Here is a 12,302-nt window from a genome sequence, read left to right as displayed (position 1 = left end):
GCAGCATGATTATTCCGGCTTTGGATTTGATCGACGGCAACGTGGTGCGTTTGCATCAGGGCGATTACGGCCAACAGCGCGACTACGGCAACGATCCGCTGCTGCGCCTGCAGGACTATCAACAACAGGGCGCCCAGGTGCTGCACCTGGTCGATCTGACCGGCGCCAAAGATCCGGCCGCGCGCCAGATCCCGCTGCTGCGCAAGCTGTTGGCGGGGGTTAACGTGCCGGTGCAGGTCGGCGGCGGCATCCGCAACGAGCAAGACGTCAGCGCCCTGCTGGAGGCCGGCGCCACGCGCGTGGTGATCGGCTCCACCGCGGTGAAACAACCGCAGTTGGTGCAAAGCTGGTTCGAACGCTATGGCGCCGACGCGCTGGTACTGGCGTTGGATGTGCGCATCGACGCGCAGGGCGTGAAGCGCGTGGCCATCAGCGGCTGGCAGGAGGATTCCGACGCCACGCTTGAACAGGTGGTAGAGCAGTTCCTGCCCTACGGGCTGAAACACGTGCTGTGCACCGACATTTCGCGCGACGGCACGCTGGCCGGTTCCAACGTGGCGCTGTATCAGGCGATCAGCCGCCGTTATCCGCAGGTGGCCTTCCAGGCCTCAGGCGGCATCGGCAATCTGGACGACATCGCCCAGTTGCGCGGCAGCGGCGTTGCCGGCGTGATCGTCGGGCGCGCCCTGCTGGAAGGTAAATTTAGCGTTGAGGAGGCGATTGCATGCTGGCAAAACGGATAATCCCGTGTCTGGATGTTAAAGACGGGCAAGTGGTGAAAGGCGTGCAGTTCCGCAACCACGAAATCATCGGCGACATCGTGCCGCTGGCGCAGCGCTATGCGCAAGAAGGCGCGGACGAGCTGGTGTTTTACGATATCACCGCCTCGAGCGACGGCCGGGTGGTGGACAAAAGCTGGGTGTCGCGCGTGGCGGAGGTGATTGACATTCCGTTCTGCGTCGCCGGCGGCATTAAAAGCGCCGAGGACGCCAGCCAGATCCTGTCTTTCGGCGCCGACAAAATCTCCATCAATTCACCGGCGCTGGCCGATCCCGATCTGATTAGCCGCCTGGCGGATCGCTTTGGCGTGCAGTGCATCGTGGTGGGCATCGATACCTGGTTCGACAGTGAAACCGGCAAGTATCACGTCAATCAATATACCGGCGACGAGAGCCGCACCCGCGTCACCCAGTGGGAAACCCTCGACTGGGTGCAGGAAGTGCAGCGCCGCGGCGCCGGTGAGATCGTGCTGAACATGATGAACCAGGACGGCGTGCGCAACGGTTACGATCTGCAGCAGCTGCGTCGGGTGCGCGAGGTCTGCAAAGTGCCGCTGATCGCCTCCGGCGGTGCGGGCACGATGGAGCACTTCCTGGAAGCGTTCCGCGATGCGGACGTCGACGGCGCGCTGGCGGCATCGGTGTTCCACAAACAAATCATCAATATCGGCGAACTGAAAAGGTTCCTGGTCGAACAAGGCGTGGAGATTCGCGTGTGCTGACAGAACAACAGAGAAACCAGCTGGACTGGGAGAAAACCGACGGCCTGATGCCGGCCATCGTGCAACACGCCGTTTCCGGCGAAGTGCTGATGCTGGGTTACATGACGCCGGAAGCGCTGGCGACCACCGAGCAGAGCGGCAATGTCACCTTCTTTTCGCGCACCAAGCAGCGCCTGTGGACCAAAGGCGAAAGTTCCGGCCACTTCCTCAAGGTGGTCAGCATCACGCCGGACTGCGATAACGACACGCTGCTGGTATTGGCCAACCCGATCGGCCCGACCTGCCACCTGGGCAACAGCAGCTGCTTCCATCCGGCCGCCAGCGACTGGACGTTCCTCTATCAGCTGGAACAGCTGTTGGCGGAGCGCAAGCATGCCAGCCCGGACAGCTCATACACCGCCAGCCTGTACGCCAGCGGCACCAAACGCATCGCGCAGAAGGTCGGGGAAGAAGGCGTGGAAACCGCGCTGGCCGCCACGGTCAACGATCGCGAAGAGCTGACCAACGAGGCCTCGGATCTGATCTATCACCTGCTGGTGCTGCTGCAGGACCAGGATTTGGATCTGAGCGCGGTGATCGGCCGGCTGCGCGAGCGGCATCAGAAAAAAGCGTGACATTAAATCACGCGCAATAAAAAAGCCGCCGGGCGTTAACCTCGGCGGCTTTTTATTTGTTCACAAGCATCGAAAACAGCAGCAGAAGAGAATCAAAGCCCAGCCCCCACTACGTGATTCTTAATTTTTTCCGTTTTTGCGCGAAGGCCGGAACAGGGCCATCAGCCGCCATGGCCAAGAATTTACTATCTCACGATTGCGCATTTCGCACTCTCTTAGTTGATGCGTAAGCGACTCTATCTCGCTTTCAGCGGCTCTCAATTGGTGGCCTTTCTCGAGAATCACCCCTTCATGGGCTCTGAGTCGAGCCTCCAGAGCACTCAGCTTAGCCTCCATAGCTTGCTGTTCAGCATGTAGCTTCTGTTCCGCTTCCTCTTTACGTTTGAACTCGGCGCAAACGTCTTGGTAAGAGGTAGACAACATCTGATAAGACGACTCGGCCTCACGATTGGCAGAAGAGAGATCATAATTAGCAGAAACCAACTCATCGTTTTCATTCTGCAAACGTCGGCTTAAATAAAAGAGGTACTCATCCGCTGACAAACGATAAAGACTGTCGAAAAAAACTTGTGTTCTTTCTTCGTAAAAATCCTCGAACTTAGCACCGAGCTTATTCAGATAACTTCTGACATCATCATATAATGTGAAATAAGCCTTACCGTACAAGGTATTTAAATGCCACTCGAGAAATGAAGCCGAATAGTTGATAAAATCGGTTTTTCGTCCATCATAGATCCCTCTCTCAATCATTAAGGATCTCAATGCTTCCAACGCATCAATTGCACAGTGGTAGGACTTTTCGCGGGTATTAGACAGAGATGTCTCTCTGGAAACCGTGTGATCAATTAATACATCATCAAGAATACATATTCTTTCAGATAACAAAACGAACGCACAAATAAAATAGAGATCGTTTGAGGTTCTTATTTGCTGAAATTGCAAATTTTCAGCTAATATCCTCTCACGCTTCAACATTTTGTCCCAAGGCCACCAAATAAAAGCGTTGAAAAAATCCCTCTCGATCTCAATGGAAGAGAACACGTTTTTTTGTGGCAGCAGATCTGTGCGTATCGACCAGGGAATCGACAGATGCTTATCCTGCTGAACGTTATAAAACTGGCTTCTATAAATGACAACATCGGCATCATGCGATTTCGCCATTGAATAGGCTTTTTCCATCAGGTTTTCATCAACGAAATCATCATCATCGAGGAAAACAACAAACTCACCTCGGGCATGGCTTAAACCAACATTGCGTGCAGCACCGGCCCCACCACCTTCAATGCCGGAAAGCAATATAACCCTGTCATCCTCGGCGGCAATACGCTCCAGGATCGCCTTGGTACCATCCGTAGAATTATCGTCAACGATAATAATCTCGAGTTCTTTCAGCGTTTGCTTTCTGACTTTATCAATGACATCAAAAATATAAATCTCGGCATTAAAAACTGGCATAACTACCGAAACATAGGGTATCGTTTTAACTTCAGACATTATTATTCCACCATGTTCATTGTAATAAAGCCAACTTTTAGAATGACATTGGCCCCCAGCGAAACCTCCCGCGCTTGATCCTATAATCATATAATCGAAGGAGATTAAATGAAAAAAGCCTTATGCTACCGCATAAGGCCTATTTCTGATTATTTAATCTCTTCAACCTGCTTTTTTATTTCCGCAATTCTCTGCTCTTGCAGAATAAACCCAGACTCGATCATTCTCTCTAACTCTGACAAACGCCAATGAATGGAGTCCAATCTTGCATTATTTTCAATCAACAAAGCCCGCGTACTCTTACGATGTAGTCCGCGTTCGATAAACTTGTGCTTGCCTATACGCACCAGCATATTCAGCAACCCACCAGGCCCCAGTTTATCGTAGTTGAAGCGTAATTTTTCAGCCTTCGTTTTCGCTACCCAACCATTCATGACTTTTGAGAAATCTGCACTGCTTTCTTTCATCAGTGCAATAACGAGACCAACCGTTTTTCTGTCATAGAAGCGCGTGGACAAGTAAGACTGGATCTCACCTTTCTGATAGCGTTTTACGTGCGGCAACAGTGTTTCGTAGAACTCTGTGGAAAACGTAGGCGTAAGAACCTGGCTTACCCAAGCAATATGGCCAACCAGCCAGTTGAGTGAATACTCGCGGTATTGCGCCAGCATTTTTGACTTTTCAAGATAGTCAAAAATAACCTGGTGCTGCAGGAAAACACCGAGTAACCGATCCCCGCCGGCCATCATCGTCTGGCCAGCACGGTTACGGCGGTGATAGCAGAGCACTTCATCGATAAAGCAGACTTTATCTGACGTTAACGTGACAAACCAATGGAACCCATTATCTTCGAAGAAGTATTTCCCAACAGGGAATTTCAGATTATTGTCGGTAATGAGCTTCCGCTTGTAAATTTTACGCCATGGCACAGGCAACAATTCGAGAACTTTCTTCTTGTTCTCAACGCTGCGAATATCCCAAACGGGTTTGTTCGCTAATGTTGCCCAGGCAGGTTCATACGGCGCATTCTCGATGCCGGTTTCTGTCTCAAACTCGAGGAAGTTACACATCGCGACATCGGCATTTTCAGCCACTGCAATGTTATAAAGCTTCTCGAACATTGTCGGATCGTAAAGATCGTCACCATCGGCAAAACCAATAAATTCGCCCGTAGCGGCTTCCATGCCAATATTAGCAACGGTAGCAACCCCGCCAGGTGAGTTCTCTTTCATCAAAATAGGAATGATACGCTTATCTTTCTCGGCATAAGACTCGATAATTTTCGGCGTGCTATCTTTAGAACCATCATCCACTACAATGATTTCAATATCTTCTAGCGTTTGAGCTAGAACATTGTCCAAACATTCGCCAATGTATTTTTCGATGTTATAGGACGTGACAATGATAGATAATTTTGCAGTCATCTCAAAAAACCTTTTTATTAACTAAATACTCACACACTTTAGAATGAATATATTTATTTGTGTGGAAAACCTTTTGCAGATCACTGTAACTGCTCTGCAGGAAAACGTCTCTCACTTTGGAGACTAGTGCTGATTTGAAGTCAATAACTATATTTTCTTTTGCCCAATCAATCAGATTTACGCTAAACAAGAAGAAACTCGTTGTATAAACATCATAGCGCTTATCTGACTTAATATAGTCATATAACTCAGCAATAGCATCTACGCACTGCATACGTAACTGACTTTTATTATTAGTCACATTACTGCCTTCAGGACAAAGCATATAATTACATATTGCATCGTTCAGAATGGCAACTCTCTCTGCATTCATCAATATTTTCCAGTGCGGAAAAATATCTTCATGTAAACGTAAACTGCCAAACTTTATGTCATTATCCTTTAAAAACCGTGTTCTACAGATTTTATTCCAAGGATAGTTTGTTAGCGTCAGGAAATCGGGTAGCTTTTGCAGAGAAAGGATATCACCATATTTTACTCGCACTTCCTCAAACAACTTCTCATCGCCTTCCCACATGCCAATACTTTCTTTGGCTTTGCCATAAACGATATTGTACTGAGTTACGGCAACGTCCAGTTTTTCTTTTTCAAGCTTGGCGATGGCATTATCGGCCACATTAGGCAGCATAAAGTCATCGCTGTCGAAGAAGATCGTATACTCACCGCTCGCTGACGCCAAGCCTACATCTCTGGCAACACCCGGCCCCTGATTTTTCTCTTGCCTAATGAGCTTGATATTTCCTCTCTGAGCAAGATAACCCTCGATCACCGAGATAGTATTATCAGTAGAGCAATCATCGACGAGGATGATTTCATGTGTACTCTTAATCGCACGTAAAATAGAATCCAGGGTTGCGACAATGGAATTCTGAGCATTGTATACCGGGATTATTATCGAAATCTTAACACTTTCGCTTGCTGCGGAAGTATTACTATTAACGTCGATCATAGCATCCTTATTCATTCATTGAATCCACTTAAAAATGTCAGCCATATATTTGATGGTTGCGAAAATCATGCTATTTTTTTAGCGAATACATTTGCCATTTTAATTGATGGCAAGTCAATATACTTTTCAAAATAGTAAGAAAGCAACAGGCACACTGATACGGTAACTAACAATAGCATTATGAACGTAGACATGTGTATGTCACCATAATAACTCTTCGCTATTGCAGCAATAATATTAAGTATACAGACATGTACGACATATAACGGGAAAGAGATACGTCCCAAAAACTGCGCCAGCTTGTTTTCGAGCAACTTTTCACTCAAACTACTGCCTAAAATCGACATAAAAATCAGCATACTTCCTGTCAACATAAGCATTTGATAAGTATCTCGATATGAGCCAACGGAAATGTATTCAATGTATTTATAGATGCCTCCATATAAATACACGCCATCCCGTTCATACGGCGAAGTTGCCAGCACAATGCCGATCAAAAACATAAGTGCACGCAGCACTCCATGGATTTTGAATTTATTGTCGATATATAAATCGTTTAAAATCATTCCAAAGACGAAGAGACAATAAAAGGAGCCCCATGCATAAAGGAAAGAGAAGACCAATGCATAAAATATTAGTCGCCTACGGTGCATACCGAAGAACGCAAGCAGACCAAAAACAATAAAAGATCCATAAAACTCGAAAGATATAGTCCACAGAGCATAATTATGCAAAGGCACATGTTGGAAAGGCGCGAAATACACCGCTTCAAGAATCGCTGGAATAAAACCGAGTTCAATCACATGGCCAGTTGTATACTTCAATATATAATATAGCAATGCACTCATCAGCATAGAGGCTAAAATAGGAAGAACCAGCCTTGGGTATCTCTTTACAACGCCATTGAATATGGCACTACCCTCGTGGGTTTTATTGAACTTAATCGAAAGAACAAAACCGCTTAGAATGAAAAAAATGCAAACAGGTGCAATTCCACTGTAAACTATATTTAATGGTGTCCATGCAATTAACCGCCGCAGCATTCCTCCAATATCGCTAAACGATGTATATCTAATATCTGGTTTATAGATACTGACGCAGTGATCAATAATAACAATAAAGCAGCATATACCCCGTAAACCTTCAAGATAGGTTATTTTTTTCATAAAAACCTTAATATGAACCTTTCTCTCTATCTAATAGTGTCGTAAAGAGTCAGCATATATATGCTGTCTTGATAATTTCGCAATATTGAAGACAGAGGGAATGACGCCAAATGAAGTAGTAACAATTAATGCAGAAACGGCTAGTAGGAATAATTAATTAAAGCCAAGAAAACCACCATGCCAGTAGCATGGTGGTTTAAAATATTTAATGATTACAGTACGTTAGTCTAACCATTCGGTGTGGAATACACCTTCTTTATCCGTACGCTTGTAAGTATGCGCGCCGAAGTAGTCGCGCTGCGCCTGGATCAGGTTAGCCGGCAGCACCGCTGAACGGTAGCTATCGTAGTAGGCGATCGCGGCGGAGAAGGTTGGCGTAGGGATACCGTTCTGCACGGCATAGGCCACAACATCACGCAGCGCCTGTTGGTACTCGTCGGCGATTTGCTTGAAGTATGGCGCCAGCAGCAGGTTGGCGATATCAGCGTCCGCCGCGTAAGCGTCGGTGATCTTCTGCAGGAACTGGGCACGGATGATACAGCCGGCACGGAAGATCTTGGCGATTTCGCCGTAGTGCAGATCCCAGTTGTTTTCTTTGGACGCGGCTTTCAGCTGAGAGAAGCCCTGCGCGTAGGATACGATCTTGCCCAGATACAGCGCGCGACGCACTTTCTCGATGAACTCGGCTTTGTCGCCGGTGAACGGTGCCACTTTCGGCCCGGTCAGCACTTTAGACGCGGCAACGCGCTGATCTTTCAGCGAGGACAGGTAGCGTGCGAACACCGATTCGGTGATCAGCGACAGCGGTTCGCCCAGATCCAGCGAGCTCTGGCTGGTCCACTTGCCGGTGCCTTTGTTGGCGGCTTCGTCCAGGATCACATCGACCAGGTATTTACCCTCTTCGTCTTTCTTGGTGAAGATGTCTTTGGTGATGTCGATCAGGTAGCTGTTCAGCTCCCCCTTGTTCCACTCGGCGAAGGTTTCGGCCAGCTGCTCGTTGCTCAGGTTCAGCGCCTGCTTCAGCAGAGAATAGGCTTCGGCAATCAGCTGCATGTCGCCGTATTCGATGCCGTTGTGCACCATCTTCACATAGTGGCCTGCACCGTCAGCGCCGATGTAAGTCACGCAAGGCTCGCCTTCCGCAACCGCAGCGATTTTCTCCAGGATCGGCGCCACCAGCTCGTAAGCTTCTTTCTGGCCGCCAGGCATGATGGAAGGCCCTTTCAGCGCGCCCTCTTCACCGCCGGAAACGCCGGTGCCGATGAAATTGAAGCCCTGGTCGGACAGTTCGCGGTTACGACGGATGGTGTCCTGATAGTAGGTGTTGCCGCCATCGATCAGGATATCGCCCTTGTCCAGATGCGGAGTCAGCGAGGCAATGGTTTTATCCGTCGCTTCGCCCGCTTTCACCATCAGCAGGATGCGGCGCGGTTTTTCCAGCGATTCGACAAACTCTTCAACGGTGTAATACGGCGCCAGGTTTTTGCCCGGATTCTCAGCGATTACTTCGTCAGTCTTGTCGCCAGAACGGTTGAAAATGGAAACGGTGTAACCACGGCTCTCGATGTTCAGCGCGAGGTTGCGGCCCATTACCGCCATGCCGACAACGCCGATTTGTTGCTTGGACATTTAGGAACTCCTGTCTGAGGATGACCCTGCTGGCAACGTCGGCCAGCAGGTTTTGTGATGTGGCACACATGTTAACTCAGGATTGAGCCGGGTGGGTAGTGATTGGTGCGATAGGCTTTGCAACAGATTACGAACCATCAAAAATTACACAATCGCGACAATAACAGCCGTTTAGGTTACAGCCATGACTCTTGCGTACAAATTTGGATTTTCCACTGTCCTTTTACCGAAAAACCCCACGCACACACGACGCTCAATAACTTCCGGCTGCGATCGCACGCTGATAGAGCTTTAACGTGTCATCAATAACCAATGATGAGGCGAATTTGCTCTCGATACGCTCACGGCTGCGCACGCCCATCTCAACGCGCTTGCTTGGACTGGTAAGCAACTGCTCCAACTTCTCTGCCAGAACCTCGATATTGCGCATCTCCACCAGGCTGCCGGTGTACTCATCAATAATCAGACTTTGGCAACCACCCACGTCATAAGCGATGCAAGCACGCCCAACCGAAGACGCTTCCAGCAAAATACGCGGAATGCCTTCTGAATACGTAGAAGGCAGAGCGACAACGTTAGAGGCCTCAATCAGGCTGTAAACGTCGCTGCAACGACCCAACCAATTGATGAGCCCCTGCTGGTGCCATTCTTCTATTTGCGACAGCGGAATCGCATCCGGATCGTCAACAATGGAAATTCCCGCCACATTCAACACAAAATCCACGCCTTTCTGCGCCAAGCGCTTTTTCACCTCGACCAGATCGCCCAATCCTTTGCTCCAGAGCAATCGGCTGGCGAACAAGACGACCGGTTTTTCGCGGTTGATTTCTAGCGAGTAGTGATAAATATCGGGGTTAATGCCGGCACCATCGATAACAACCGTTTGGCTTTTTTTCGCTTCAGTCAGCGCAAGAAGTCGATCGCGGTCGTGTTCGTGCTCAAAGGCCAGCAAGCATTTTTTGTTCTTAAAGATATGATTGTACGAATGTAACGTCAGATAACGAATGACGTTCATTGACAATTTGTCTTCCATAAAGACACGCCCAAGCCCGACAAAGCCCAGAATAATCGGTTTGTTGTAAAAACGCGCAAAGAACCCCCCCATCAAACAAGGTTTGATAGTGATGCAATGCAGTACGTCTGGGTCAATTTTTTTGAGCAACGACCATACCTTGGCCAATGAACCAAAGAAGTTGAACGGGTTGATGGACAGCTCAGATACTGATGAATCGTGGCAGATAAAACCTTTATCTGCCAACTTTTGCTGAATGTCGTCTCCCACAAAGTGGCTAACAACGTGGATTTCATAGCCAGCAGCCTGAGCCGCCAGCGCTCTTTCAACCCAATGCAGTTCAAAGTACCAATCTGAGTTGATAAAATAACAAATCTTTTTCATTTAACTCTTACCGGCTAATGTTGTTTACCATTTTTACGTGATATACCGTCAACAATACCGCGCACTACGTATTTAATATATTCACCTTTTTTGCCTTGAGAGGTAAAAGAAAGTAAATATTTTGCAATACGTAACACGATAGCTCCGAGTGAGTAAGGTCTTTCATGTTTTTTGAAAAGCATCCTTGAGAGGAGCAGGTTTCTGACCAGATAGTAGACTTTCCAGGGCGGGTTTATCCCCCCCTGGCCAGCAGGCACATCGTGCAGAAATACCAACTCTGGTGAGTACCGGAACCGATACCCTTGTTGACTCAACCTGTAAGAGAAGTAAAGATCATCATAATAAATAAAAAGTTCTGGCCAAATGTACTCAATGTTAGCGGCTAAAACGTCTTTGCGTATTATTGCACCAACAAATGAGAAAGTCACGACATCCGCAGGCTTAAGCTCTGCGGGGATGTAACGTTCGGGTCTGGCGATATAACCCAACGTGTGTACCAACGACGTAGGCATCTTGCTGAAAGGTACGTTCATTTTGCATAACGTCCCTTGTCTATCCAGGACTCGGCAACAGTAGGCCTCATAGTCGAACCGTTGCGCCAATTCAGCGAAACGTGTCAACAATGTGCGATCGGGATAAGCGTCATCATCGAACATAAACACCCAGTCGGTGTCTATCTTACTCGCAATATATTCACTTCCGAGCCTGAACCCGCCTGCGCCGCCGTCGTTTTGCGCAGCGCGTATGGCGTGCAAACGGCTATCTTCGATACTGTGTAGCCACGACTGCGTTTCGTCGGTCGACGCGTTATCGACAATGACAATGTCATCAAACGGCAACGCAGAGGTTGCCGCCCAACATTGTTTCAATTTTTCCAGGCGATTGAATGTAACAATTAACGCCGAACATCTCATCTGATGCTGACCGTGAATACTGGCATAGCGTTTTCTTGCTCCAGACTGGCCAGATAGGTTTCAGCCGTTTTCAGTGCTTCGGCAATGGTCACGTCCATATCCAGGTAGCGATACGTACCCAGGCGGCCAATGAAGGTAATGTCATGTTCTTTTTCGGCCAAATCGACGTATTTTTCCAATAATGCCATTTCACCGACCTGACGAATCGGGTAATAAGGGATATCATTTTCTTCGCAAGCGCGGCTGTACTCTTTATAGCAAACCGACCCTTCGTGCTGTTCCCAAGGGGAGAAGTACTTATGCTCGGTGATGCGAGTATAAGGTACCGACTGTTCACAATAGTTCATCACCGCACAGCCTTGATAATCCCCTTCCACGGTAAATTTCTCAAAGTCCAGCGTACGGTAGCCGAGGCGCCCAAACTGGAAGTCATAGAACGCATCCAGCGGACCGCTGTAAAACACATGATCGTAGCCCTCACGATCCTGCATTTGGAACTGGGTATCCAACGTCACCGAGATATTCGGGTGATCCAGAATACCTTCCACCATTTTGGTATAACCGTCTTTCGGCATCCCCTGGAACTTATGATTGAAATAGTTATCATCATAATTAAAACGAATAGGCAGACGCTTCAGAATCGAAGCCGGCAACTGTGCCGGGGACATGCCCCATTGCTTGATGGTGTAACCTTTGAAAAAGGCTTCATACAGTTCTTTGCCGACAAAGCGCAGCGCCTGTTCTTCGAACGATTGCGGATCGGTGATACTGGAATCGCCTTTCTCGGCGATCAAGGCTTTCGCTTCCGTTGGTGAACAGGTTTTTTTGAAGAACTGGTTGATGGTGTGCAAATTGATCGGCAGCGAGAAAACCTGGCCGTTTACCGTCGCTTTTACGCGGTTAACATAAGGCATCATTGTGGCGTACTGATTCACAAAGTTCCAGACTTGCTCGTTGTCGGTATGGAAAATATGCGGACCATAGGTATGCACCATCACGTCCGTCTTTTCATCCCGAGCGTCGTAGCAGTTGCCAGCGATATGAGTACGGCGATCGATAATATGAATTTGATGGCCTTGCTCAGCCAATTTTCTCCCGATCACCGCACCGGAAAAGCCTGCTCCAACGATTAAAATTTTCTTACTGTTCATCATC

At 48.2% G+C, this 12,302-nt stretch carries 11 protein-coding genes; 3 read left to right on the top strand and 8 right to left on the bottom strand.

Annotated elements, in window-relative coordinates; all coding sequences use genetic code 11:
* Positions 1-5 precede the first annotated feature (5 nt).
* From hisA to hisIE, 3 genes are read left to right on the top strand one after another with little or no spacing between them, the layout of a single operon-like run.
* Positions 6-743, top strand: coding sequence for a 1-(5-phosphoribosyl)-5-[(5-phosphoribosylamino)methylideneamino]imidazole-4-carboxamide isomerase (gene hisA, locus ACJ8IP_RS13445; protein ID WP_042784058.1), 738 nt, complete (start codon positions 6-8; stop codon positions 741-743).
* Positions 725-1,501, top strand: coding sequence for an imidazole glycerol phosphate synthase subunit HisF (gene hisF, locus ACJ8IP_RS13440; RefSeq protein ID WP_033642483.1), 777 nt, complete (start codon positions 725-727; stop codon positions 1,499-1,501). Before hisA ends, hisF begins: the two co-directional genes overlap by 19 nt.
* On the top strand, positions 1,495-2,115 hold the full coding sequence (gene hisIE / locus ACJ8IP_RS13435; RefSeq protein ID WP_015377251.1) for a bifunctional phosphoribosyl-AMP cyclohydrolase/phosphoribosyl-ATP diphosphatase HisIE: 621 nt from the start codon (positions 1,495-1,497) through the stop codon (positions 2,113-2,115). The genes hisF and hisIE overlap by 7 nt, the downstream gene beginning before the upstream one ends.
* 120 nt (positions 2,116-2,235) lie before the next feature.
* Here hisIE and ACJ8IP_RS13430 read toward each other — a convergent pair whose 3' ends face one another.
* The 8 genes from ACJ8IP_RS13430 to glf all read right to left on the bottom strand — a co-directional run bounded on the left by ACJ8IP_RS13430 (position 2,236) and on the right by glf (position 12,298).
* Positions 2,236-3,609 (bottom strand): glycosyltransferase, encoded by a 1,374-nt coding sequence (locus ACJ8IP_RS13430; RefSeq protein WP_164057317.1) that lies wholly within the window; start codon positions 3,607-3,609, stop codon positions 2,236-2,238.
* 149 nt (positions 3,610-3,758) lie between these two features.
* Positions 3,759-5,033, bottom strand: a complete 1,275-nt coding sequence (locus ACJ8IP_RS13425) for a glycosyltransferase (RefSeq protein ID WP_042784056.1) — start codon at positions 5,031-5,033, stop codon at positions 3,759-3,761.
* Position 5,034: 1 nt separating this feature from the next.
* Positions 5,035-6,057 carry a glycosyltransferase family 2 protein gene (locus ACJ8IP_RS13420; RefSeq protein ID WP_080280840.1) on the bottom strand — a complete coding sequence of 341 codons (1,023 nt, stop codon included), beginning with the start codon at positions 6,055-6,057 and terminating at the stop codon, positions 5,035-5,037.
* Between the two features lie 50 nt (positions 6,058-6,107).
* Positions 6,108-7,208 carry an acyltransferase family protein gene (locus ACJ8IP_RS13415; protein ID WP_099817909.1) on the bottom strand — a complete coding sequence of 367 codons (1,101 nt, stop codon included), beginning with the start codon at positions 7,206-7,208 and terminating at the stop codon, positions 6,108-6,110.
* 222 nt (positions 7,209-7,430) lie between these two features.
* Positions 7,431-8,837, bottom strand: a complete 1,407-nt coding sequence (gene gndA, locus ACJ8IP_RS13410) for an NADP-dependent phosphogluconate dehydrogenase (RefSeq protein ID WP_042784055.1) — start codon at positions 8,835-8,837, stop codon at positions 7,431-7,433.
* A 253-nt stretch (positions 8,838-9,090) separates the two neighbouring features.
* Positions 9,091-10,233 (bottom strand): glycosyltransferase family 4 protein, encoded by a 1,143-nt coding sequence (locus ACJ8IP_RS13405; RefSeq protein WP_033650622.1) that lies wholly within the window; start codon positions 10,231-10,233, stop codon positions 9,091-9,093.
* Between the two features lie 14 nt (positions 10,234-10,247).
* Complete coding sequence (locus ACJ8IP_RS13400; RefSeq protein WP_164106172.1) at positions 10,248-11,147, bottom strand: glycosyltransferase; 900 nt, start codon at positions 11,145-11,147, stop codon at positions 10,248-10,250.
* Positions 11,144-12,298, bottom strand: coding sequence for a UDP-galactopyranose mutase (glf, locus tag ACJ8IP_RS13395; RefSeq protein ID WP_033650766.1), 1,155 nt, complete (start codon positions 12,296-12,298; stop codon positions 11,144-11,146). The genes ACJ8IP_RS13400 and glf overlap by 4 nt, the downstream gene beginning before the upstream one ends.
* Between the last annotated feature and the right edge of the window lie 4 nt (positions 12,299-12,302).

Source organism: Serratia sp. CY52157 (assembly GCF_052168495.1).
Lineage (GTDB): Bacteria > Pseudomonadota > Gammaproteobacteria > Enterobacterales > Enterobacteriaceae > Serratia > Serratia ureilytica.
This window is presented reverse-complemented; position numbering and strand designations above follow the sequence as displayed.

Coding starts and splice junctions, on each gene's coding strand:
- ACJ8IP_RS13430 (WP_164057317.1), bottom strand. CDS start 3,609: ATGTCTGAAGTTAAAACGATACCCTATGTTTCGGTAGTTATGCCAGTT.
- hisF (WP_033642483.1), top strand. CDS start 725: ATGCTGGCAAAACGGATAATCCCGTGTCTGGATGTTAAAGACGGGCAA.
- hisA (WP_042784058.1), top strand. CDS start 6: ATGATTATTCCGGCTTTGGATTTGATCGACGGCAACGTGGTGCGTTTG.
- ACJ8IP_RS13420 (WP_080280840.1), bottom strand. CDS start 6,057: ATGAATAAGGATGCTATGATCGACGTTAATAGTAATACTTCCGCAGCA.
- ACJ8IP_RS13425 (WP_042784056.1), bottom strand. CDS start 5,033: ATGACTGCAAAATTATCTATCATTGTCACGTCCTATAACATCGAAAAA.
- gndA (WP_042784055.1), bottom strand. CDS start 8,837: ATGTCCAAGCAACAAATCGGCGTTGTCGGCATGGCGGTAATGGGCCGC.
- ACJ8IP_RS13405 (WP_033650622.1), bottom strand. CDS start 10,233: ATGAAAAAGATTTGTTATTTTATCAACTCAGATTGGTACTTTGAACTG.
- ACJ8IP_RS13400 (WP_164106172.1), bottom strand. CDS start 11,147: ATGAGATGTTCGGCGTTAATTGTTACATTCAATCGCCTGGAAAAATTG.
- ACJ8IP_RS13415 (WP_099817909.1), bottom strand. CDS start 7,208: ATGAAAAAAATAACCTATCTTGAAGGTTTACGGGGTATATGCTGCTTT.
- glf (WP_033650766.1), bottom strand. CDS start 12,298: ATGAACAGTAAGAAAATTTTAATCGTTGGAGCAGGCTTTTCCGGTGCG.